The sequence below is a fragment of the Pseudooceanicola profundus genome (assembly GCF_054919315.1).
In genome coordinates, this window is record NZ_CM142898.1 from 3,801,183 (window position 1) to 3,823,559 (window position 22,377).

22 protein-coding genes are annotated in these 22,377 nt (G+C 68.6%); 5 read left to right on the forward strand and 17 right to left on the reverse strand.

Features of this window, described 5'->3' with window-relative positions; translation table 11 throughout:
- Nucleotides 1–9: 9 nt before the first annotated feature.
- Entirely contained in the window at nucleotides 10–945 is a 936-nt protein-coding gene (locus tag ACX9MO_RS17370; RefSeq protein WP_462212748.1) for a methylenetetrahydrofolate reductase, read from the reverse strand.
- A 26-nt stretch (nucleotides 946–971) separates the two neighbouring features.
- Entirely contained in the window at nucleotides 972–1,268 is a 297-nt protein-coding gene (locus tag ACX9MO_RS17375; RefSeq protein WP_462212749.1) for a virulence factor, read from the reverse strand.
- A gap of 292 nt (nucleotides 1,269–1,560) precedes the next feature.
- Between ACX9MO_RS17375 and ACX9MO_RS17380 the strand changes: the two genes are divergently transcribed.
- A complete protein-coding gene (locus tag ACX9MO_RS17380; protein WP_462212750.1) occupies nucleotides 1,561–2,769 on the forward strand; it encodes a M20/M25/M40 family metallo-hydrolase in 1,209 nt (402 codons plus the stop codon).
- A 152-nt stretch (nucleotides 2,770–2,921) separates the two neighbouring features.
- On the opposite strand, the gene ACX9MO_RS17385 is transcribed toward ACX9MO_RS17380, so the two are convergent.
- Together ACX9MO_RS17385 and ACX9MO_RS17390 are read right to left on the reverse strand one after the other, a co-directional pair.
- Nucleotides 2,922–3,851 (reverse strand): 3-hydroxyacyl-CoA dehydrogenase NAD-binding domain-containing protein, encoded by a 930-nt coding sequence (locus ACX9MO_RS17385; protein ID WP_462212751.1) that lies wholly within the window; start codon nucleotides 3,849–3,851, stop codon nucleotides 2,922–2,924.
- A gap of 53 nt (nucleotides 3,852–3,904) precedes the next feature.
- On the reverse strand, nucleotides 3,905–5,278 hold the full coding sequence (locus ACX9MO_RS17390) for an SLC13 family permease (RefSeq protein WP_222489836.1): 1,374 nt from the start codon (nucleotides 5,276–5,278) through the stop codon (nucleotides 3,905–3,907).
- A 356-nt stretch (nucleotides 5,279–5,634) separates the two neighbouring features.
- Here ACX9MO_RS17390 and ACX9MO_RS17395 point away from each other — a divergent pair, with 356 nt between their 5' ends.
- Nucleotides 5,635–7,470 carry an ABC-F family ATP-binding cassette domain-containing protein gene (locus ACX9MO_RS17395; RefSeq protein ID WP_462212752.1) on the forward strand — a complete coding sequence of 612 codons (1,836 nt, stop codon included), beginning with the start codon at nucleotides 5,635–5,637 and terminating at the stop codon, nucleotides 7,468–7,470.
- Nucleotides 7,471–7,586: 116 nt separating this feature from the next.
- Here the strand turns inward: ACX9MO_RS17395 and ACX9MO_RS17400 are convergent, their stop codons facing one another.
- From ACX9MO_RS17400 to ACX9MO_RS17430, 7 genes are all read right to left on the reverse strand, one after another.
- The gene (locus ACX9MO_RS17400; RefSeq protein WP_462212753.1) at nucleotides 7,587–8,657 is read right to left on the reverse strand and encodes an AbrB family transcriptional regulator; all 1,071 of its coding nucleotides are present in this window, start codon (nucleotides 8,655–8,657) and stop codon (nucleotides 7,587–7,589) included.
- Nucleotides 8,658–8,821: 164 nt separating this feature from the next.
- Entirely contained in the window at nucleotides 8,822–10,126 is a 1,305-nt protein-coding gene (locus ACX9MO_RS17405) for a TRAP transporter large permease (RefSeq protein ID WP_462212754.1), read from the reverse strand.
- A complete protein-coding gene (locus tag ACX9MO_RS17410) occupies nucleotides 10,123–10,626 on the reverse strand; it encodes a TRAP transporter small permease (RefSeq protein ID WP_462212755.1) in 504 nt (167 codons plus the stop codon). Before ACX9MO_RS17410 ends, ACX9MO_RS17405 begins: the two co-directional genes overlap by 4 nt.
- A gap of 201 nt (nucleotides 10,627–10,827) precedes the next feature.
- A complete protein-coding gene (locus ACX9MO_RS17415) occupies nucleotides 10,828–11,916 on the reverse strand; it encodes a C4-dicarboxylate TRAP transporter substrate-binding protein (RefSeq protein ID WP_462212756.1) in 1,089 nt (362 codons plus the stop codon).
- Between the two features lie 42 nt (nucleotides 11,917–11,958).
- Nucleotides 11,959–12,834, reverse strand: coding sequence for an amidohydrolase family protein (locus ACX9MO_RS17420; RefSeq protein WP_462212757.1), 876 nt, complete (start codon nucleotides 12,832–12,834; stop codon nucleotides 11,959–11,961).
- A 9-nt stretch (nucleotides 12,835–12,843) separates the two neighbouring features.
- Nucleotides 12,844–13,314 carry a MarR family winged helix-turn-helix transcriptional regulator gene (locus ACX9MO_RS17425; RefSeq protein ID WP_222489843.1) on the reverse strand — a complete coding sequence of 157 codons (471 nt, stop codon included), beginning with the start codon at nucleotides 13,312–13,314 and terminating at the stop codon, nucleotides 12,844–12,846.
- Nucleotide 13,315: 1 nt separating this feature from the next.
- Nucleotides 13,316–14,110 carry a crotonase/enoyl-CoA hydratase family protein gene (locus ACX9MO_RS17430; RefSeq protein ID WP_462212758.1) on the reverse strand — a complete coding sequence of 265 codons (795 nt, stop codon included), beginning with the start codon at nucleotides 14,108–14,110 and terminating at the stop codon, nucleotides 13,316–13,318.
- Between the two features lie 112 nt (nucleotides 14,111–14,222).
- Here ACX9MO_RS17430 and ACX9MO_RS17435 point away from each other — a divergent pair, with 112 nt between their 5' ends.
- From ACX9MO_RS17435 to ACX9MO_RS17445, 3 genes are read left to right on the forward strand one after another with little or no spacing between them, the layout of a single operon-like run.
- Nucleotides 14,223–16,088 (forward strand): feruloyl-CoA synthase, encoded by a 1,866-nt coding sequence (locus ACX9MO_RS17435; protein WP_462212759.1) that lies wholly within the window; start codon nucleotides 14,223–14,225, stop codon nucleotides 16,086–16,088.
- A gap of 3 nt (nucleotides 16,089–16,091) precedes the next feature.
- On the forward strand, nucleotides 16,092–16,862 hold the full coding sequence (locus tag ACX9MO_RS17440; RefSeq protein WP_462212760.1) for an SDR family NAD(P)-dependent oxidoreductase: 771 nt from the start codon (nucleotides 16,092–16,094) through the stop codon (nucleotides 16,860–16,862).
- Nucleotides 16,863–16,871: 9 nt separating this feature from the next.
- A complete protein-coding gene (locus ACX9MO_RS17445; protein ID WP_462212761.1) occupies nucleotides 16,872–18,473 on the forward strand; it encodes an acyl-CoA dehydrogenase family protein in 1,602 nt (533 codons plus the stop codon).
- A gap of 64 nt (nucleotides 18,474–18,537) precedes the next feature.
- On the opposite strand, the gene ACX9MO_RS17450 is transcribed toward ACX9MO_RS17445, so the two are convergent.
- The 6 genes from ACX9MO_RS17450 to ACX9MO_RS17475 all read right to left on the reverse strand — a co-directional run bounded on the left by ACX9MO_RS17450 (nucleotide 18,538) and on the right by ACX9MO_RS17475 (nucleotide 22,322).
- On the reverse strand, nucleotides 18,538–18,891 hold the full coding sequence (locus ACX9MO_RS17450; RefSeq protein WP_462212762.1) for a dihydroneopterin aldolase: 354 nt from the start codon (nucleotides 18,889–18,891) through the stop codon (nucleotides 18,538–18,540).
- Nucleotides 18,892–18,906: 15 nt separating this feature from the next.
- The gene (gene folD / locus ACX9MO_RS17455) at nucleotides 18,907–19,809 is read right to left on the reverse strand and encodes a bifunctional methylenetetrahydrofolate dehydrogenase/methenyltetrahydrofolate cyclohydrolase FolD (protein ID WP_462212763.1); all 903 of its coding nucleotides are present in this window, start codon (nucleotides 19,807–19,809) and stop codon (nucleotides 18,907–18,909) included.
- A 297-nt stretch (nucleotides 19,810–20,106) separates the two neighbouring features.
- On the reverse strand, nucleotides 20,107–20,439 hold the full coding sequence (locus ACX9MO_RS17460; RefSeq protein WP_462212764.1) for a YciI family protein: 333 nt from the start codon (nucleotides 20,437–20,439) through the stop codon (nucleotides 20,107–20,109).
- Nucleotides 20,439–21,278 carry a class III extradiol dioxygenase family protein gene (locus ACX9MO_RS17465; protein ID WP_462212765.1) on the reverse strand — a complete coding sequence of 280 codons (840 nt, stop codon included), beginning with the start codon at nucleotides 21,276–21,278 and terminating at the stop codon, nucleotides 20,439–20,441. Before ACX9MO_RS17465 ends, ACX9MO_RS17460 begins: the two co-directional genes overlap by 1 nt.
- Nucleotides 21,278–21,619: an extradiol ring-cleavage dioxygenase gene (locus ACX9MO_RS17470; RefSeq protein ID WP_222489857.1), complete on the reverse strand. Its 342-nt coding sequence runs from the start codon at nucleotides 21,617–21,619 to the stop codon at nucleotides 21,278–21,280. Before ACX9MO_RS17470 ends, ACX9MO_RS17465 begins: the two co-directional genes overlap by 1 nt.
- Nucleotides 21,612–22,322, reverse strand: a complete 711-nt coding sequence (locus ACX9MO_RS17475) for an alpha/beta fold hydrolase (RefSeq protein ID WP_462212766.1) — start codon at nucleotides 22,320–22,322, stop codon at nucleotides 21,612–21,614. The genes ACX9MO_RS17470 and ACX9MO_RS17475 overlap by 8 nt, the downstream gene beginning before the upstream one ends.
- Nucleotides 22,323–22,377 lie beyond the last annotated feature (55 nt).

Below are 22,377 nucleotides of genomic sequence, written 5' to 3' on the forward strand. Positions count from 1 at the left end.
TGCGCGCGGTCATTTGCCCGCCGCCTCAAGTGCCGAACGTGCGGCGGAGGGCGCCAGCTGGCCGTTGGCAAACGCGGCGCAGGTCCTGATCCCGCCGAGGGGGAAGAGATGCACCTGCGCGATCAGCGCGCCACGGCCGGTGGCCTGACCGGCGGCGAGATCGGCCAGCACCTCGGTCGGCTCGTAGGGCAGCATCAGCTTGGTCACGTCCATCGCCCGTTTCTGCAGCACCTTCAGCGAGGGGCCGACACCGCAGGCAATGGCGAACTTGATCAGCGTCTGGAGCTTGGCCGGACCCGCGATACCGAGGTGGATCGGCAGGGCGATGCCCTCGGCCTTCAGCCGGTCAGCCCAGTCAAGGATCGGCCCGGCCTCGAAGGCGAATTGCGTGGCCATGGCCATCTCCGCGTCGGTCCGTTCGGCAAAGGCCTGCTTCCAGCGCAGCGCCTCCATCACCGCGCGGTCACCGCCGTCGGGGTCGATGTCGCGGTTGCCCTCGGGATGGCCCGCGACATGCAGACGCTTGAACCCGTGGGCATCGAAGAGCCCGGTCTCCATCAGTTGCATGGAGCTGTCGAAGGCGCCGTGCGGCTGCGCGACGCCGCCCGCAAGCAGCAGCGCCTGATCGACACCGGCCTCGCCCTGATAGCGCTTGACCCAGTCCGCCAGCGTCGCCTTGTCCTTGATGATCCGCGCGGGGAAATGCGGCATCACCGGGAAGCCGTCCGCGGCCAGCCGTTTCGCGGTGGCGACCATTTCGTCGATCGGGGTGCCCTCGATATGGGCGATGTAGACGCGCGTGCCCTCGGGCAGGAGCGCGCGGAAGTCCTCCACCTTGGCCGCCGTGCGCGGCATGACCTCGATCGAGTAGCCCGACAGGACGCCGGAGAGGTCGGCAGGTGCGTCCGATCCGCCCTTGCGGCGGGTGAAGTTCAGCAGAGCCATCACGGCCTCCCTTATGCCCCGGGCGCTCAGGCCCATCCGTCCTTCGCAATCAGGGCCTTGAGCCGGTCCTGATCGTATTCTGCCTCGATCCGCGCGGCCTCTGCCGCGGCGATCTCGGAGGGGTCACCCTCCACCGGATAGGGGGATGCCTTGCGCCATTCGGCGAGGTAGGCATCGGTCTCGGCGGCACCGGCCTTCATGGCGGCGCGGTCGATGGCCTGTTCGAACCGTTCGGTCAGCACCTGCTTGGTCCCGCGGCGGCCCTTGCCGACGATCACCTGCGCGGGGATATCCCGCCAGTAGACGATGGTGACCTCGGGCATGGGCGATTCCTCTCTCCGGTGACCTATTGGTAAGCGAGTGCTGCCCCGCGCCCTGGACCAATATCGACATCACAGGTCCCGCGGGCGACGTGCAGGGCGGTGCAGGGGCCTTCTGCAGCCTAGCCGCCGGGGCCGCCTCTGGCCACTGCAAGGGCCCGGTGGCCGAAGTCTCCCGCTTATTGGGCAGTCCGCAGGGTGCTCGGGCGCCGCAGGGCGCATGGCGGCGGGGCTGCCCTTTCAAGTCCCGATGCAGGGGTCTATGCCCATCCCCAAGCGCAAGAAGGAAGCCCCCATGAGCGACAGCATTTCCCAGATCCTCGAGACCCCCGCCGTCAAGGAGGCGCTCGCGCATCTGCGGGCCAACCACGACCGTATGGTCGAGGAGATCATCACCCTGACCGAGATCCCGGCGCCGCCGTTCAAGGAAGAGGTCCGCGCCGCCGCCTATGAAAAGATGATGGCCGAGACCGGGCTGGAGGAGGTTGCAACCGACGGCATCGGCAATGTCACCGGCATCTACCGCGGCACCGGCAACGGCAACCTCGTCGCCGTGGCGGCGCATCTCGACACGGTCTTCCCGGAGGGCACCGACGTGACCGTGCGCCGCGAGGGGACAAAGCTCTTTGCCCCCGGCGTGGGGGACGACACCCGCGGCCTTGCCGTGAACCTCGCGATCATGCGCGCCCTGAAGGCGGCGGGCGTGAAGACCCGGGCCGACATCCTCTTCGTCGGCAACGTGGGCGAGGAGGGCATCGGCGACCTGCGCGGCGTGCGCTACCTCTTCGAGCAGAACGCCTATGGCCCGAAGATCGAGAGTTTCTTCACCGTTGATGGGCTGGAGACCGAGGACCTCACCGGCGAGGCCGTGGGCTCCTACCGCTACCGCGTGACCTTCAAGGGTCCGGGCGGCCACAGCTACGGCCAGTTCGGCACGGTGAACCCCGCCAACGCCCTTGCGGAGTTCGGCGCGGGCATGGCCCGGCTGGAAGTGCCCTCGCAGCCCAAGACCACCTTCAACCTCTCGATCCTGGGCGGCGGCACCTCGATCAACGCGATCCCGGAGGAGGTCTTCGTGGACATCGACCTGCGCTCGGTCAGCCAGGCGGAGCTCGACAGGCTCGACACCACGATGAAACGGCTGATGGCCGAGGCCGTGGCGGCCGAGAATGCGCGCAACAACACCCGGTTCGGCGAGATTTCCGCGACGCTCACGCAGCTCGGCAACCGGCCCGCGGGCAAGACCGCCGAGGATGCGCGCATCGTGGCAGAGACGACCGCCGCCGTGACGGCCTTCGGCTTCGCGCCGTCGTGGTCGCCCTCCTCGACGGATGCGAACATCCCGATCAGCCGGGGTGTCCCGGCGATCAAGATCGGTTCCGGCGGCACCGGCGGGCGGGCGCATTCGCTCGATGAATGGATCGATACCGAGCCGGAGCTGAGCCTGCGCGGCATGTCCGCCGTGCTGGTGTCTGTCCTCGCCGCCGCCGGTCTGGCGGAATAAGCGGCGTCTCGGCGGCCCTGCGGTCGCCGGCGCCTCCCGCCCTCCGGCGCCGTGGGGCGCGGGGATCGGAAAACCGAAACGCCGGCCTCTGGGTGGAGGTCGGCGTTTTATCATGTTATCAATCGGATACAGGGCGGGGCTGATGTCCCGCCTTATGTCTGTTGACGCAGCTTAAGTGCGGCAATCAGGGCCGCGTCGCGTTCGGCTTCCAGCTCGGGGATCGTGCGCCCGGCGGCCTCGGCCTCGACCCCCGCGACCAGCATGGCGCAGACCTCGGGCGTCAACTCGGGCGTGCCGAGCGTGGCCCAGCGGGCCTGCTGGCTGGGGCCGAGATGGGCGAGGTAATGCTGGATGCCGCCGGGGCCGCCGCCCATGTGATAGGCCATGTGCGCCCCGGTGACCGACCACCGCAGGCCGGGACCGTTGACCAGTGCGCGGTCCACCTCTTCCACGTCGGCGATGCCTTCGGCGACGATGTTCACCGCCTCGCGCCAGAGCGCCGAGGCCAGCCGGTTGGCGATATGGCCCACGGCATCCTTGCGCAGGATGACCACGGCGCGGCCAAGCCCCTCGTAGAAGGCCCGCGTGCGCGCGGCCAACTCGGGCGTGGCGGCGTAGAGCTCCACCAGCGGCATCAGGTGCGGCGGGTTGAAGGGATGGGCCGTCATCAGCCGGGCGGGCTCCGCCATCCCCTCGGACAGCGCGGACCACGTCAGCGAGGAGGTCGAGGAGGAGATCACCGTCTGCGCCGGGGCCGCGGCCACCACCTCGGCATAGAGCGACTGTTTCAGCGGCACGTTCTCCGGCGCGTTTTCCTGCACGAGGTCGGCGGCGGACACGGCCTCGGCCAGCGTGTCGCAGAGCGTGAGCGCGCCGCCTGCGGGCAGGTCGGGCGTGATCTCGCGCAGCTGCGCCAGCGGGCCTGCGACTTTGGCGGCAAAGCCCGCGCGGGCCTCGGCGTCCGGGTCCCACGCGGTGACGTCGTGGCCGTGCGCAAGGCAGAGCGCGGCCCAGCTGGCGCCGATCAGGCCGCAGCCGAGGATGGCGACCGCGCGGATCGGGGGAAGGGTGTCTTGGGTCATGAGGGTCTCCTTGCGGCGGGTCTATCGGGGCCGGGCGGGCAGGTCCATCGGCGTCAGATCACGCCCAGCAATTTCCACCACAGGAAGTCGAGGGGGATCAGGATCACGAAGGTCAGCAGCGTCATCAGCAGCGTCAGCCGGATCATCGAACGGACGTGTTCACCCGCCAGCCCCATGGCCACCAGAAGTGGCGGCGCCTGATAGGGAAAGACCACGGTGGAGAAGCCGAGCACCTGGCTCATCAGCACCGCTTCGGTCGAGAAGCCGGTCGCCTGGGCGAGATCCTGGGTCAGCGGCGTCATCACCGCGGGTACCCCGGGCATGGTGGTCAGGATCGAGGTCAGGGTGCCGAGGGCGGCCAGCGAGAAGAAGTTCGTCAGGTCACGCCCCGGCGCCAGCGGCAGCGCGGCGGTGACCACGGCGGCCAGCCGGTCGCCGAGGCCCGCGCTCGTCACCACGACGCCAAGGGCCAGCACGCCCGCCACGAGGAGCAGCGTGCCGAAGTCCACGGCGCCGCGGAACTGTTGCTGGTTCAGGAAACCGATGCCCGGCATCAGCAGCAGCACGGCGGCGGCAAGGCCGACCCATGCGGCCGGCAGCCCGTGCAGCCAGTCCGTCGCCCAGAGGGCCAGCGTCACCAGCAGGATCGTCAGCAGCCAGCCGTGGCGGCCGCTGCCCTCGACCGGGGTGAAGGCCGCGTCCTCGCTCTTCTGCGCCTTTGCTGGGCAGAGGAAGAGGATCGCCGCCACCATCAGCGCCGATTTCAGCAGGCCGAGGACCGGGAAATGCAGCAGCAGGTAGTCGGTATAGCCGATGTGGATATCCAGCAGGTTCTCCGCCGTGCCGCTGAGCACCATGTTGGGCACGTTGGCGGGCAGGATCGTGAAGCCGGGCACGTTGGTCGACATGGCGATGGCAAGCGCCACGCCGGTGCGCCCCTTGGTGCCCTTCCTGAAGCCCAGCACGTCCGCAAGCGCCATGCCCACGGGCACCAGCACCATGGCGCGCCCCATGGAGGAGGGCATCAGGAAGCTGAGCCCCATGCCAAGCCCGACCATGCCCGCGACCAGCATCGGATAGCTGCGCGACAGGTGCGGCGCGACGTGGGCCCCGATCTTCTGGCCGAGCCCCGATTGCCCGATCGCCGCCCCGATGACGAAGCCCGAGACCACCAGCCACATGGCAGTGGAGGTGAAGCCCGAGAAGACGACAGACTTGTCCACCAGCCCGAAGAGCAGCAGCGCGGTGAAGAACATCAGCGAGGTCAGGTAGGCCGGCAGCAGCCCCGTGGCCCAAAGTCCCAGCGTCATCAGCACGATGGCAAGGATCTGCGCCTGGTCCGGCGTCAGCCCGCCCGGTGCCGTCACCGCCACGACAGCGGCCAGAAGCGCGATCAGACCGAACAGGATATGCTTGCCGTAGGCCATCGGCCTCTCCCTTGCCGCAGACCGGGACAGCCCCGGCGCGACAGGGATAACGCGGGGTGCTGGCAGGGGAAAGGCGGATCGGGGTCCGGGTGCCCGCGAATGTGCGCCCGCGATTTTCCCCGCGATTTCAAAGGCGCATTTCAGGGCGTTTCCCGAGGCGTTTCCCGAGGCGTTTCCCCCGGCGGTTCGGTCCTCCGGCACCCGGCCGCACTGGCGCGGACCGGGCCGCCGCCCGCAGGGCCGCCGCGCGCGGCGCAGGGAAAGGGACGCCTGTGCATGCAGCACAGGGGGGCCTGCGCGACGTCCCCATGCTGCCACCGCTTGACGCCGCCCCTGGGCGCGATTAGCTGGCGCTCATGGCGCGCGCACCTCTTCTCCAGCTTTCCGACATCTCGCTGACCTTCGGCGGAGATCCCGTATTCAATGACCTGTCGCTGGTCGTCCAGCAGGGCGACCGTGTCGCCCTCGTGGGGCGCAACGGCTCGGGCAAGTCCACCCTGATGAAGGTGATGGCCGGCCTCGTGGAGGCCGACAGCGGCGACTGCGTGGTGCCGCCGGGCACCTCCGTGGGCTACATGGAGCAGGAGCCGGACATGACCGGTTTCGCCACGCTCGGCGATTTCGCGGCCTCGCGGCTGGACCCGTCGGAAGCCTACCGGGTGGAGATGGTGGCCGAGGGCCTCAAGTTCGACCCCACCCGCAGCCCCGAGGTCGCCAGCGGCGGCGAACGGCGTCGCGCGGCCCTTGCCAAGCTGATGGCCGAGGCGCCGGAACTGATGCTGCTGGACGAGCCCACCAACCACCTCGACATCGAGGCGATTGCCTGGCTGGAGGAAGAGCTGAAGCAGACCCGCGCGGCCTTCATCCTGATCTCGCACGACCGGGCCTTCCTGCGCGCGCTGACCCGCGCCACGCTCTGGGTCGACCGTGGACAGGTGCGCCGTCAGGAGCAGGGCTTCGAAGGCTTCGAGGCCTGGCGCGACAAGGTCTGGGAAGACGAGGACATGGCGCGCCACAAACTGGACCGCAAGATCAAGGCCGAGGCCCGCTGGGCCGTGGAAGGCATCAGCGCCCGGCGCAAGCGCAACCAGGGCCGCGTGCGCGCGCTGCAGGGCCTGCGCGAGGAACGTGCGGGCCAGATCCGCCGTCAGGGTGCTGCGGCCATGGCGCTCGACAGCGGGCCCAAGTCCGGCAAGCGCGTGGTCGAGGCGGAGGGCATCTCCAAGAGCTTCGGCGACAAGGTCATCCTCAGCGATTTCTCGATCAAGGTCATGCGCGGCGACCGCGTCGCCTTCGTGGGGCCGAACGGCGTGGGCAAGACCACGCTGCTCAAGATGCTCATGGGCGAGGTCGCGCCCGACAGCGGCACCGTGACCATGGGTACCAACCTGCTGCCCGCGATCTTTGACCAGTCCCGCGCGGCGCTGGATCCGGACATGACGCTCTGGGACAGTCTGACCGGAGATCCCGACATGCGGGTTTCGGGGCAGGCGGATCAGGTCATGGTGCGCGGCACGCCCAAGCACGTGGTGGGTTACCTCAAGGAATTCCTCTTCGACGAGGCACAGGCCCGCGCGCCCGTGCGCTCGCTTTCGGGTGGCGAGAAGGCGCGGCTGCTGCTGGCCAAGCTGATGGCGCGGGAAAGCAACCTTCTGGTGCTCGACGAACCGACCAACGACCTCGACATCGAGACGCTGGACCTGCTGCAGGAACTGCTGGACGATTACGACGGCACCGTGCTTCTGGTCAGCCACGACCGCGACTTCATCGACCGTGTTGCCGCCACGACCATCGCCATGGAAGGCGACGGCGCGGCCACGGTCTATGCGGGCGGCTGGAGCGATTACCGGGCGCAGCGCGCCGAGGGCCGCAAGGATGCGCCCAAGGTCGAGAAGGCTGCACCGAAGGCAGCCCCCAAGGCTGTCTCCGGGGCCGCGGCGAAACCGGCGGCCCCCGCACCCAAGGCTAAGCTCTCCTTCACCGAAAAGCACCGGCTGGAGGAACTGCCCGAGGTGATGGAGCGTCTCAGCTCCGAGATCGGCAAGCTGGAGCAGCTTCTGGCGACGCCGGACCTCTTCACCAAGGAGCCGGTGAAGTTCAAGAAGGCGACCGAGATGCTGGCCGAACGGCAGCAATCCCTGGCCGACGCCGAGGAGGAATGGCTGGAACTGGCGGAGAAGGCCGAGGGCTGAGCCGTCCAGCGAAAGTCCAGTCTAATCAAACAGAAACGCGCCGCTGATGAAGCGGCGCGTTCTCTTTTTCGGCCGTCACGAGATGGCGTCTGTTTGGGCGCCTGTTCCGGGGGCCGTCAGTCCAGCCCGCGTTTCTCGGCAAAGCGCCAGGCCAGCGGCATCTCGATGATGGTCAGCACGATCCGGTAGATGTGGTGCAGGGTCACGAAGGCCGGGTTCACCTGAAGCGACAGCGCCACCAGCGCCATCTCGGTCACGCCGCCGGGGGCGAAGGAGATCAGCAGCACGTCGAAATGCTCGCCCGTGATCGGGCGCAGCAGCATCGCCATGATCCCGCCCACGACGAGCATCGAGCCGACCGAGGTCAGGGCGAGCCCCATGCCCTTGATCAGCATGGCGGGCCGGATGCCCACGAACCGCGCCCCCAGCGAGGCCCCGATCACCACCTGCGCGCCGGAGATCATGTAGCTGGGCACCTCGATGACCAGCAGTCCGGTCAGGGTGCAGGCCATGCCCACCAACATCGGCCCCACCAGCTGACCGGCGGGCAGATGCGGTACGCGGCTCAGCAGGACGCCGGCGGTCAGGGCGAGGATCACCTCGGGGAAATGGTGCAGGTCCGCGCCCGCGCGGCTGAGGCTGATCCCGCTGGCCGAACCCACGGGATGCCCGTACCAGAGCGACAGGCCCACCGGCAGCAGGGTCACCACGGTGATGATCCGCAGGAACTGCTGCATGGTCAGCAGCCGGATGTCGGCGCCGCGGCCTTCGCCCATGAGGATCGATTCCATCAGCCCGCCGGGCGTGGCGGCAAAGAAGGCGGTGGGGTGATCGTAGCGGCCGATCTTGCGGAAGATCGTGTAGTTGATCCCGTGCACCAGCGGCACGAAGAGCGTCAGCGCGGCGAAGGAGTAGATCGCGGAGGGCAGCGAGGCCACCACCTCGCGCGTGATGCTGGCGCCGATGGACAGGCCGACGAGCCCGATGAAGATCTTCCGGAAGTCGTTCGGGAAGCGATAGCCTTGGGGCAGGGTCTGGGGCCGGGTCGTGGCCACGAGGGCCGTGGCCAGCAGCGCGCCCAGCATATAGGGCAGCGGCAGGCCTGCGACCTTGGCCAGAAGGCCGCCAACGGCGCCGAGGGCAATGACGAAAGCGGTAGGGAGGACGGTCTTGCGGAAGAAGGTCACGTGGGGTCTGGTCTTGCAATGAAAGGGCGGCCCGATGCGGCCCGCCCCTATTAGATGCATTTGTCATGCTTTGTCACGCCCCCGTTGGAGCCTCCCGCCACGGAATGCGCCCTTGCGGCGGAGTTGCGGCGGAACTGCCGCTGCCGCGCGCGAAATCCATGCGTTCAGCGCAAGAGATCGGGCAGGAACATCACCACGGGCGGCAGGGCGACGACGAGGACGATCACCACCAGGTCCATAAGGATGAAGGGCAGCACACCGCCGAAGACCTGCGCGATGGTCACGTATTTCCCCGCCACGTTCTTGATGACGAAGACGTTCATGCCCACCGGCGGGGTGATCATCCCGATTTCCAGCAGCTTGACCACCAGCACTCCGAACCAGACGAGGCTGATGTCCTCGGCGCGCAGGATCGGCAGGAAGATCGGCAGTGTGATCAGCATCGCGCCGAAGGGCTCCATGAAGGTGCCAAGGGCGAGGTAGATCAGCACGATCACCAGCATCAGCTGCACATAGCTCAGGTCCGCGCCCGCCACGAAGGAGGAGAGGAAGTTGGACAGCCCGCTGATCCCGAGGAAGCGGGTGAACATCGCCGCGCCGACACCGATGATGAAGAGCGCCCCGGTGGAGGTCACGGTTTCCATCAGCGAGCGCCCGATGGCCTGTCTCGTCAGCTTGCCGGTCACACCGGCGAGGATCAGCGTGCCGAGGGCCCCGACGGCCCCGGCCTCGGTCGCGGTGAAGAGCCCCGAGAAGAGCCCGCCGAAGATCACCAGCACGAGGGCCGTGATCGGCAGCACCCGCAGGATCGCGGCCCAGCCTTCCTCGCTCACCGGCGCGGCGTCGCGCGCCGGGATCAGGTCGGGCCGCAGCAGCGAGATCAGCACCACGACGATGCAGTAGCCGACGGCGGTGATCACCCCGATGCCGATGCCGCCCACGAAGACCTGCGTGACCGAGGTCTCGGCGAAGACGCCGTAGATGATCATCAGGATCGAGGGCGGGATCAGTGCGCCGATGGTGCCGCCCGCCGCGATGGCGCCTGCGGCGATGGAGGGGCGGTAGCCCGCTGCGACCATCTCGGGGATGGCGATCCGGCCCATGGCGGCGGCGCAGGCCAGCGAGGAGCCGGAGACTGCCGCAAAGCCCGAGCAGGCGAAGATCGAGGAGATCGCGAGCCCCCCGGGCAGCCGTCTCAGCACCACCTTGGCCGCTTCGAAGAGCCCGCCCGTCAGGCCCGTATGGAAGGCGATGAACCCCATCAGCAGGAACATCGGCACCGCCGACATGGTCCAGCTGGCAACGAAGGAATAGGGCGTGTTCTGCAACACGCCGAGCGCCGGGCCCATGCCGATCAGCGCGGTGATCCCCCCGAAGGAGACCGCCACCAGCGCCATGGCCACCGGCACCCGCAGCACCAGCAGCACGATCAGGACGCCGACGCCCCAGAAACCGGCCTCGACGTTCATGCGGTCTCCTCCCTTGGGGGCCACAGGTAATTGAGCGCAAGGATCACGCAGGCGAAGGCCGCGAGGCTGAAGCCGATGGGCGGCAGGAAGTAGCTGTGCCAGACCGGCATCTTGAAGGTGACGAGTTCCACGTAGGTCCCGCTGCGGTAGTTGGAGAACGCGGCCTTCCATGTCGGCCAGGCGAGGCCCGCGTAGACCGCCGCCGAGATCAGGCAGACAAGCGCATCGGAGAGGCGCAGCAGCCGGGGCGGCATGGCGAAGTCGATCAGCTCGACCGAGACCATCTCGCGCCTCAGCTCCAGCCAGGACAGAGGCAGGAAGGCGATCAGCACCATGTAGTAGCGCGAGACCATCTCGGCCGTCACATGGATCGAGATCCGGAACAGGTTGCGCAGCAGGACGTCGAGGCTGATGTGGATCATCATCGCCACGACGCCCGCGGCACCGGTCAGGGCAAGCACACGGGCAATGCCCGTGGCCAGCCGGAGAAGTGCGGTCATCTTGGGCTCCGGCAGAGGCGTCAGGGGGCGCGGCCCCGGAAGGGCCGGGCGGGTGGCGCAATCAGGCGTGACCGGGCAGGGTGCGTGGGGGACCGGGCCATGGAGGCCCGGTCCCGAGGCCCGCGCCGGTATCCGGTCCCGGCGCCGGGTCCCGCGTCAGGTCCCGGATCAGGATCACGGCACCGGGTCACGCCCGCAACTTCAGAGCCCGTAGGTCGCGAAGTCGATCCTGGACCAGAGTTCCTCCTTGATCCGCGCGGCGAGCGCATCGGGATCGTCGCCCACCTCCTCGGCGATGGCGGTCCATTTCGCCACCAGCTCGCCGAAGTAGACCGCCTGTTCGCCCGACATCTCGGTCCGGCTGGCCACGTCTTCTCTGGCGAAGGCCTCGGAGGCCTCGAGGAAGGCCGGATCGGGCTCGATCACCTCGATGGAACTGCCCGCCAGCGCCTCGTCCGCCTTGGCCGGCAGCTGGAAGGCCCAGCGGTCGGTCAGGTCGAAGTTGGCGCGGGCGGCGGCCATGCCGACCTGTTCGCGTTCCTCGGGGCTCATGCCCTGCCATGTGCTCAGGCCCACGGTGAAGTTCGAGGTGACGTGATAGGTGCCGATCGGGATCAGCGTCACGTATTTCGCGATGTCGATCAGCCGGTAGGACAGCAGGTCGACCTTGGAGGCCATGGTGCCGTCGATGGTGCCCTGGCTGATCGCCTCGAACTGGTCGCCCACGCCCATGTTGACGGGTGTGGCGCCGAAGTTCTCGGCCCAGCGGGAATAGGGGGCGCCGCCGGTGCGCAGGCGCAGGCCCTTCAGGTCCTCGGCGGTGCGCACGGGCTTGGTGGTGATCAGGTTGTAGACGTTGGACGAGCCCGCCCCAAGGAACACCATCCCCAGTTTCTTGAACTCTGCCTGGCAGGGTTCACAGGTCATGCCGAACTCGGTCATCGCCATGGCCATGGCATGCGGATTGCGCCCGGCAAGTGCCAGATCGCCCGCGATCCCCGTCACCTCCATGTCGGCGGGGAAGTAGAGCGGCAGCGTGTTGCCGACCTCGGCCAGCCCGGTCTGAAGCGCATCCTTCATCTGCGGCAGCGATACGACCTCGGGGCCCATGATCGTGCCGGTGATCGCCCCGCCTGAGATCTCCTTCAGGTTCTCGGCGAAATGTTCGTACATGTAGTGCGCCGGGTGGGCCGGCGGTGCGGCGGGGGCAAGGCGCAGCTCGCGCGCCTGAGCGGCCCCCGTTGCCATGATCCCGGCGATTGCCAGGGCAACGAAACTGGTGGTCTTCATGAACTCCTCCCTAAGGTTCAATTGACGTCCGTTTTCAGTGGTTCAAAGCGACAGCAGTTGCCTCGCGTTCTCCTTCAGAAGCAGCGGTCGGACCTCCTCCTTGATGTCGATCTGTTCGAAATCCGCCAGCCAGCGGTCCGGCGTGATCGCCGGCCAGTCCGAGCCGAAGAGTAGTTTGTGCTTCAGCAGCGAATTCGCGTATTTCACGAGGATCGGTGGGAAATACTTCGGGCTCCAGCCGCTCAGGTCGATGTAGACGTTGGGCTTGTGCTGCGCGACGGCCAGCGCCTCCTCCTGCCAGGGGAAGGAGGGATGGGCCGCGATGATCTTGAGGTCTGGAAAATCCACGGCCACGTCATCGAGGCACATGGGGTGGCTGTATTTCAGCCGCATCCCCATCCCGCCGCGCATCCCTGATCCGACGCCGGTCTGCCCGGTGTGGAAGAGCGCGATGCCGCCCTCGGCCTCGATCGCCTCGTAGAGGCCATAGGCCATGCGGTCGTTGGGGTAGAAGCCCTGGAATGTCGGGTGGAACTTGAAGCCCCGCACGCCATGGTCGCGCATCAAGGTCCGGGCCTCGCGCACGCCCATCTTGCCCTTGGCCGGGTCGATGGAGGCGAAGGGGATCATGATGTCGCTGTTCTCGGCGGCGATCTCGGCCACTTCGTAGTTGGAATAGCGCCGGAAGCCGGTCTCGCGTTCCGCATCCACCGGGAAGATCACGCAGCCGATCCGGCGCTCGCGGAAGTAGGCTGCCGTCTCCTGCACCGTGGGCAGCATGCCCTGCGCGCCGGCGGGGTTCTTGAAGTACTTGGCCATACCGGCCTGGAACTCGTTGTAGCCATCGTCCCGGTGGGTGCAGCAGGGCTCCTCGGCGTGGACGTGGATGTCGATGGCGATCAGGTCGTCGATATTCATGGGTCTCCCTCAGCCCTCGAACCCGTTGTACTTCCTCAGCAGCCGCGCCAGCGTGGCGGCTTCCTCCTCGCTCAGGTCGTGGGTGTTGTAGGCGTTCTCTCCAAGAAAGTTCGGGCGGTTCCGGGCCACGAAGGCCTCGCCCTTGTCGGTCAGCCGCAGCAGGACCGAGCGCCGGTCGCTGTCGGGGATCTGCCGCTCCACGAGGCCGTTGTCCTCGAAGCGGCGTACGGTCTTTGTCATGTGCGCGGGCTTGATCCGCAGCGCCTGCGCCAGCATGCCCTGCTTGATGCCGGGATTGCGGTGCATGACCCAGAGCATCGAGAATTCGCCCGGGCGCAGGTCCTCGTCGCCGAACCGGTCATAGAACTGGTCGTAGACGCGCACCTGTGCCACCCGCAGCAGGAAGCCCAGCGACTGCCCGAGATCGCCCAGATCGACGTCCTCGATGGCCTGCGGGGTAAGGCGCGGGTCCTGTCCCATCTCAGTTGCCCCCCGGGATCGCGACCTTGGCCGCGCGCTTCTCGAGGAAGGCGGTCAGCCGGGCCTCGGCCTCGGGCGAGGTGGCGGTGAAGGAGGAGATGAAGCTCTCGACGAAGAGACCGTCATCGCGGCTCATCTCCATGATCCGGGGCAGCGCGTTGATGACGGAGTAGTTCGAAAGCTCCGCGTTGGTCGCGGCCTTGGCGGCAAGTTCCAGCGCCTTTTCAACGGCTTTTCCGGCGGGGACAACGTATTGCGCAAGGTTCCATGCCTCGCCCTGACGGGCATCGACGGAGCGGCCGGTCAGCATCATGTCGGTCATCCGGGCCACGCCCATCAGCCGCGCGGTCCGGACCGAACCGCCGCCGCCCACGAAGATGCCGCGCTGTCCCTCCGGCAGGGCGAAGAAGGTCGTCTCGTCCGCAACACGCACCTGCGTGGCCGAGGCCAGTTCCAGCCCGCCGCCCACGACGGCGCCATGGAGCGCGCTGAACCACGGGATCGGGCCGAACTCGATCCGGCCGAAGACCTCGTGCCAGCGGCGCGAGCCGTGCACCCCCTCGAAGGGCGTCTTCTTGACGTGTTCGCCGAGGTCGAGCCCGGCGCAGAAATGCGTGCCGTGGCCGAAGAGCACCGCCGCCTTCGCCTCGCCGCGGGCGCGTTCCACCGCGCGGCCGATCTCCTCGATGAAGCGGTCGCTGACGGCGTTGCGTTTCTCCGGCCGGTTCAGCCCCACGAGGGCCACGTCGCCGCGCATCTCGTAGGTGACGAAATCTGCCGTGTCCGTGCTGCTCACTTGTCTGGTTCCTTCCTTGCTCGAATAGGATCTATGCACAAAAATATTTTCCGTGTAAACAATATTTGGGCGAACGGTTTCGTTCGTGGAGGAGAAAATCGAGGGAGGTTCCATGTCATCCATGGAGAAGATGCGGCCTGTCCGCGTCTGGGAGCCCCGTATCCGCGTGGAGGAGCGCGCGGACGGAAGCAGCCTGATCTGGCAGGAAGACCCGCTGGGGGACTATCCCGACAGGCTGTCGGATCGCATCCATCACTGGGCCGCCACCGCGCCCACACGGGTCTGGATGGCCGAGAGGGGCCCGGGCGGTCACTGGATCACGGTGACCTATGCGGACCTGCTGGAGCAGATGCGGCGTGTGGGGAGTTTCCTGCTGCAACAGGGGCTGTCGCTGGAGCGCCCGCTGCTGATCCTGTCGGAGAATTCGCTGGATCACGCCGTGGCGGCCCTTGCGGCGCAATACGTGGGCGTGCCCTCGGCCGCCGTGGCACCGGCCTATTCGCTCATCGGCGAGGGCCATGGCAAGCTGCGCGACATCGGCGACCAGGTCACGCCCGGCGCGGTCTTTGCAAAGGACGCCGACCGGTTCGCGCCCGCGATCCGCGATGTCTTCGCGCCCGAGGTGCCCCTGATCCTCTCCGGTGGCGCGGTGGCGGGCCGGGAGGCGCATCGCTGGGAGGATGTGCTCGCCACGCCGGTGGACCCGGCGGCAGATGCGGCCAACCGCGCCACCGGGCCCGAGACGGTGGCGAAGTTCCTCTTCACCTCCGGCACCACGGGCAGCCCCAAGGCGGTGATCCTGACCCAGCGGATGCTCTGCGCCAACATGGTGCAGGTGCTCGATTGCTACCGCTTCCTCGAGGACGAGCCGCCGGTGCTGGTGGACTGGGCGCCGTGGAACCACGTCGCGGCGGGCAACAAGGTCTTCAACCTCACGCTCTGGAACGGCGGCACCTATTACATCGACGCGGGCAAGCCGACCCCGGAGGGCATGAAGGAGACGATCCGCAACCTGCGCGAGGTCTCTCCGACGTGGTATTTCAACGTCCCCGTGGGCTACGAGATGCTCTGCGAGGCGATGGAGCAGGACGCGGAGCTGCGCGACAGCTTCTACCGTGACCTCAGGATGATCGTCTACGCGGGGGCGGGCATGGCCAGCCGCACCTGGCACCACCTGCTGGAGCTGTCCGAGCGCAGCACCGGCGCCCGCACGCTGATGGGATCGGGCCTCGGCTCCACCGAAACGGCGCCCTTCGCCATGTTCTGCACCGAACCGCAGGAGGAGCCCGGCAATTGCGGTGTGCCGGTGCGCGGGATGACCATGAAACTGGTGCCCACGGGCGGCAAGCTGGAGGTCCGCTTCAAGGGGCCCAACATCACGCCGGGCTACTGGCGCCGCCCCGACCTGACCGCCAAGGCCTTCGACGAGGAGGGTTTCTACAACATGGGCGATGCCATGCGCCCCGCGGTCCCCGGCGATCCGGCGCGCGGCTTCGTCTTCGACGGGCGCACGGCGGAGAACTTCAAGCTGCAGACCGGCACATGGGTCGCCGTCGGCGCGATGCGGGCCCAGCTGGTCGACGCGATGGAGGGGCTGGTGCGCGATGCGGTGATCACCGGCGAGAACCAGATGGAGATGGGCGCGCTGATGCTGCCCGTCCGGCCAAGGATCGAGCGGCTGGTGGAGGGCGGCGCGGCGCTGTCCGACGCAGAGCTCTATGCCCGGCCCGAGGTCGAGGCACGGTTGGCGGCGTTGCTGTCGCAGCTGGCGGCGGGGTCCACCGGGTCGTCGAACCGCATCGCGCGGGCGCTGCTGCTGGTGGCGCCGCTCGACCTCGCGAAGGGCGAGGTGACGGACAAGGGCTCGGTCAACCAGAGGGCGGTGCTGGCGCATCGCGGCGATCTGGTGGCGCGGCTTTACGAGGGCGGGCCGGGGGTGATCCTGGCGCGCAAGGCAGAGACACAGAGGGCGGGCTGAAAGATGAAGATCGACGGAATGGGGGCGCTCGTGACTGGCGGCGGATCGGGACTGGGCGAGGCGACGGCGCGGGCGCTTGCCGCCCGCGGCGCGCAGGTGACGGTGCTGGATCTGAACGCCGAGGCCGCCGCGCGGGTCGCGGGCGAGATCGGGGGGCTGGCCACCAGCGGCGACGTGACGGACGAGGCGGCGGTGACCACCGCGCTTGACGCGGCGGAGGCGGCCCATGGCCCGCTGCGCATCGTGGTGAACTGCGCGGGCATCGGCACCGCGGGCCGCGTCGTCGGCCGCGAGGGGCCGATGCCGCTGGCGGAGTTCGAGCGGGTGCTGCGGGTGAACCTCTTCGGCACCTTCAATGTCCTGCGGCTGGCGGCCTATCGCATGTCGCTCTCCGATCCGCTGCCCGAGGGCGCGGGCGAGGGACGCGGGGTGGTGATCAACACCGCCTCGGTCGCGGCCTTCGATGGGCAGATCGGGCAGGCGGCCTACGCGGCCTCCAAGGGCGGCATCGTCTCCATGGCGCTGCCGATCGCGCGGGAATTCGGGCGCTTCGGCGTGCGGGTCAACACGGTGGCGCCGGGGGTCTTCCTGACGCCCTTGCTCTACACGCTGCCCGAGGCCGCGCAGCAGGCGCTTGCACAGGGCATCCCCTTTCCGCCGCGCCTCGGCGCCCCGGATGAATTCGCCCGCACGGTGATTTTCTGCGTCGAGATGGATTATCTCAACGGCGAGGTGATCCGTCTCGACGGGGCCAACCGGCTGCCGCCGAAATAGGGGCCACCCATGGGAGAGACGAGCGACCAGCAGCGCCGCAGCCTCGCGGCGCTCGCCGCCACACCCGGCTGGGCCGGCGTCTGCGCGGCCAGCGGCATGGATGACGAGACGGCGGCGGCAGTGCTCTCTGCCGCCGGCCAACTGGCCGAGGGGGTGATGATCCCCCTCGACGCGGCGGCGGACCGGGAGGGCTGCCGGATGGAGGGCGGACGGGTCAGGGTGCCCGGTGCCTACCATGGCGCATGGGCGGCCTATGCGGCGGGCGGCTGGATCGGCCTCGACCTGACGGAGGCGTTCGGCGGCAGCGGCCTGCCGGTCTCGCTTCAGGCGATGGCGGCGCAGATCTTCGACCGGGCCTGCCCGGCCTTCAACATGGCCACCGGCGCCAGCCGCTCCGGCGCGGTGCTGCTGGCGGAGCGGGCGCCGGACCTTGCGGCGGAGTGGGTGCCCGCGCTGATCGCGGGGGAGCGGGCGGCGACGATCTGCATCAGCGAACCGGGCGCGGGATCGGACGTGGGACGCCTGCGGACCCGGGCCGTGCGGGAGGATGGTGTCTGGCGCGTGACGGGGCAGAAGATCTGGATCTCCTTCGGGGATCATGACCTCGTGCCGCGGATCGGGCATTGCCTGCTGGCGCGGACCTCGGACCAGCCGGGCACGCGGGGGATCAGCCTCTTCCTCGTGCCGAACCTGCGCGCGGATGGCGGTGACAACGGCGTGACCCCGGTCCGGATCGAGGAGAAGATGGGCCTGCATGGCTCACCCACCTGCGTGCTGGCCTTCGAGGGCGCCGAGGCGCATCTGATCGGCGAGGTCGATCGTGGCCTGCCGCAGCTTTTCACCATGATCGAGCTGATGCGGCTTCAGACCGGCGGGCAGGGCCTCGGCCTTGCCACCCGGGCCTGCGACGTGGCCGAGGCCTATGCGCAGGAGCGCGCGCAGGGCGGCGACCCGCGCCAGCCGCCGGTGCCGATCGCCCGCCATCCGGACGTGCAGCGGCAATTGGCGCAGATGCGGGCGCGGACCGAGGTGCTGCGCGCGGCCGTGGCGGAGCTGGGCTGCACCATGGACCTTGCGCGGGCCGATACGGCGGGCAGCGATCCGGATGCGGGTGCCTATGCCGCCTTCCTGCTGCCGCTGATCAAGACTTTCGGCGCCGAGACCGGCTTCGACGTTGCCAACCGGGGGATACAGGTGCTGGGCGGTGCGGGCTACACCGCGGAGTGGCCGTTGGAGCGGGCAGCGCGCGATGCCCGCGTGCTCTCGATCTACGAGGGGACGACGGGGATGCAGGCGCTCGACTTCCTCGACCGGCGCACGGTGAAGGACCGTGCGGGGCTCGACGCCTTCCTGACCCGCGCCGGGGCGCTGGAGGGACCGGGGGCCGAGGTGATCACGCGGTTCGCCGCGCTCGCCAAGACGCTGCCCGGGGCCCTGCCGGACGGGCGGCTCTGGATCGCGGATGACTGGCTGCGCTGTGGCTGGCTGGCGCTGACGGCGCTGCTGGCGCCCCGGGTGGCGCAGTGGGACGCGACGGCGGCAGAGGCCGCCACGGCGCAGATCGTCGAGCGGTTCGAGGTTCATGCGAGCGCGGTGCGGGCGGCACTCTGACGGTCAGGTGACGCGAAAAGAGACGGCGCGGGCAGCGCCGTCTCCGGACCGGGGGCGGAGGGCCTCAGTCGTCCTTGGCCAGCACCACCTCACAGCCCGCCATGCCGTTGTCCAGCGCCATGGGCTTGCGCAGGCGCACCTTGGCGGCGGTCACAAGCGGGCTGTCCAGCAGGTGCGAGGCGAGCCGGTGGGCAAAGACCTCCACCAGCCCGATCTGACCGGAGGCAAGATCCTGCGCGATGACGCCCACGGCGCGGTAGTCGAAGGCCTGAGCGATGTCATCGGCCACGGGCGGGATCACGTCCAGCTCGATATCGAGGAACAGCGGCTGGCGCTTGGCCTGCTCGTGTTCGAGGATCCCGATCAGGGCCTCGATCTCGAGATCGGTGACGAAGACCTTGGTGGTGTTCTGCGCCATGGTGTGCCTGACCGCTTACGCGGTCAGCCCCTCGGGTTCGGGCAGGCCCGCGCTGCGGCAGGCGGCGGTGACGGTGTTGGCCAGCAGGCAGGCGATGGTCATCGGCCCCACGCCACCGGGGACGGGGGTGATGGCACCGGCCACCTCGGCGGCGGAGGCATAATCCACGTCGCCCACGAGGCGCGTCTTGCCCTCGCCGCGTTCCGGCGCGGGAATGCGGTTGATGCCCACGTCGATGACGGTGGCGCCGGGCTTGATCCAGTCGCCGGTCACCATCTCGGGGCGGCCCACGGCGGCCACGAGGATGTCGGCGCCACGCGCCACCTCGGCGAGGTTCTTGGTGCGGCTGTGGGCGATGGTCACGGTGGCATTGGCCCCCAGCAGCAGCTGCGCCATGGGCTTGCCCACGATGTTGGAGCGCCCGATGACCACGGCGTTGAGGCCCGAGAGATCGCCGAGGTGATCCTTCAGCATCAGGAGGCAGCCGAGCGGCGTGCAGGGCACCATGGCCTTCTGCCCGGTGGAGAGCAGGCCGACGTTCGAGATGTGGAAGCCGTCGACATCCTTGGCCGGGTCGATGGCGGCGAGCACCTTGGGCTCTTCGATATGCTTGGGCAGCGGCAGCTGGACGAGGATGCCATGCACCGCCGGATCGGCGTTCAGCTGGTCGATCAGCGCCAGCAGCTCGGCCTCGGGCGTGTCCTCGGGCAGGCGGTGCTCGTAGGAGTTCATGCCCGCCTCGAGGGTCTGGCGGTTCTTGGAGCCGACGTAGACCTCGGAGGCCGGGTCATTGCCCACCAGCACCACGGCGAGGCCGGGGGTCAGGTCATTTTCGGATTTCAGGCGGGCGACATGGGCCGCCACCTTTTCACGCAGGCCGGCCGCAAAGGCCTTGCCGTCAATTCTCGTCGCCGTCACGTTCTGGCTCCCTCGAAGCGATGGAAGGGCAGGCGGGCCGCAGGGGCGGCCCGTCGTCGAGTCGTCGGATAGCGCATTTGTCCGGGGGTTCCCAGCCCGGGGGCGACACGCCGCGCAAGGGGAGCGACAGGCCGGGGCCGAAGCGCGGGGCGGCCATGGCCCATCCTGCGGGCCATCCGCAGGGCGCCGGTCCCGTCAGGCTGCCCATCCGCGATGGTGCGGCACGCGGGACCCGACCGACCCGCATCCGGACCCCGGACACGGGCCTTGCCGCGGCCCCGCGGGCGCGGCCCGCGTTCAGCCGATGCTCAGCCGGGGGCTCATCGGATCGGTGATCCGCTGCGCCTGGAACGTGTCGGGCAGGGGCGTCACCTCGATGGAGGAGACGATGCCCGCGCCGTTGAAGGGATCGCCCTGAGCAAAGGCAGTGGCATCCGCGAGGCTGCAGGCCTCCAGCACGCCGAAGTTGCCGATGCTGGCGCCTGTTTCGTCCACCAGCGCCGCGCCGATCAGCACCGATGCCAGACCGTCCCCGCCGGAGCCGACCCACTGGCGGTGGGTCGGGCGGGTCTCGTCGCGCAGGGCGTCCATGCCGGGATGGTGCAGGCAGCGCATCAAAAAGAAGGCCATCAGGCGTTCTCCAGCACGACCATGCCGGCCCCGGTCATCGAGGCGGGAGCGTAGTAATGCTTGTGCTTCAGCTCGACCTTGTCATCCATGGCCGCGCGCATCACCAGCCACATGATCAGCTCCGCGCCTTCCGAGCCGAACTGCTCGACATAGTCCTCGCGGGTCATGTCGCGGTATTTCTCGTAGTCGTTCGCGATCCCGTCGAGCCAGGCCTGATCCGCCTCGCGGTTGATGAAGCCCGCGCGCGAGCCCTGCAACTGGTGCGACAGGCCGCCGGTGCCCATGATCACCACGCGCTCGTCGCCGGGGAAGCTCTCGATCGCCTTGCGCAGCAGCTTGCCCATCTCCCAGCAGCGCTGCGGGGTGGGGATCGGATACTGGATCGTGTTCACCCAGATCGGGACGACCTTCACCGGCCAGTGCTCGGGCCGGCCGAAGAACAGCTCCATCGGGACCTGAAGCCCGTGGTCCACCTCGATCTCGCGGCAGACCATCGGGTCGAAGTGGTTCTCGACCAGCTGGTCGACAAGGTGCCACGACAGGTCCACGGCGCCCTCGAAATCGGGCACGGCGCGGGGGCCCCAGCCCTCGTCCACGGGGGTGTAGCTTTCGGCCACGCCCACGGCGAAGGTGGGGACGCGGTCGAGGAAGAAGGTATTGCCGTGGTCGTTGAAGATCACGACCGCCACGTCGGGCTTCTTGTCCGCCATCCACTGCTTGCCGGGGATGTAGCCGTCGAAGAAGGGTTTCCAATCGGGGGTGTCGACAAGGCCCTTGTCGATGGCAATCCCGATGGAAGGTACGTGGCTGGTGCCCACGCCGCCAATGATCTCGGCCATCACTCTTTCCCCAGTCGCTGTTTCAGGAAGTCGGCATGTTCCATCTGCGCCTGCGCGGCGCCAATCTCTGTCATAACCGCCGGGTCCACGGCGGCGATCTTGAGGATGAAGAAGAGGTTTCCGCCAAGGGCCACCATGCGGTGCCAGTCGCGGGCCATGACGGCGGCCTTCTCCTCGGCGCTCAGGCCGTAGCTGTCGAGAAAGGCCTCCTCGTCCGCCTTGAAGGCGGCGCGGTTCTCGGGCTTGCCCAGGGACATGGCCATCTTGTTCATCCGGTAGCCCTGCTTCGACCTTTCGCGGTCGAAGAGCGGGGTTTCGGGGATCTGCGTCGGATCAGACATCCACATCCTCCTTGTGGCGGTTGAGCCAGCCGGTCACGGCGGCATTCGTCTCCTGCGCGCGCTCGCGGGGCAGGAAGTGGCCGGCGCCGTCGATCACCTCGACCTCGGCGCGGGGCAACACCTCGGCGATCTCGCGATGCTGCTTCTCGGGCGACCAGCCGTCCTGCGCGCCGGTAATCAGCAGCACGGGGCCGGGGAAGCCGCCGATGTAGGTCAGCGCATCAGGGCGGTCCATCAGCGCGCGGATCTGGCGTTCGTGGATGTCAGGGCCCGCGGCCAGCACCATTTCGGTGAGATCCGCCACCAGTGCCGGATCCGGCTCGCGGTCAGTGGCGAGCATCGGCGGCAGCCACTCGGCGGCAAGGGCTGTCATGTCCTCATGCCCGCGGGCGATCTTGGCCAGCCGCTTGGGGGCCTCGTCGGGCTTGCGGCCGTCATGGCCGGTGTTGGCAAGGACAAGCGCCACGATCCGCTCCGGCGCCTGACGCGCCATCTCCATGGCGACGCGGCCGCCCATGGAGTGCCCGACCGGGATCAGCGGCCCGTCATGCTCGGCCAACAGCGTGGCGGCCATGCTCTCGATCGTGGGATCGCGGGTGACATCCGCTTCGGCGGTGGAGAGCCACTCCGGCGCGGCCTCGGCCAGCGGACGCCACACACGGGCATCTGACACAAGACCGGGGATCAGTAGCAATGTCGTCATGAACGGCCCTCCCTAAACCAGCTCGTGAATACATTCTGGGGCTGGGTTAGCCGGG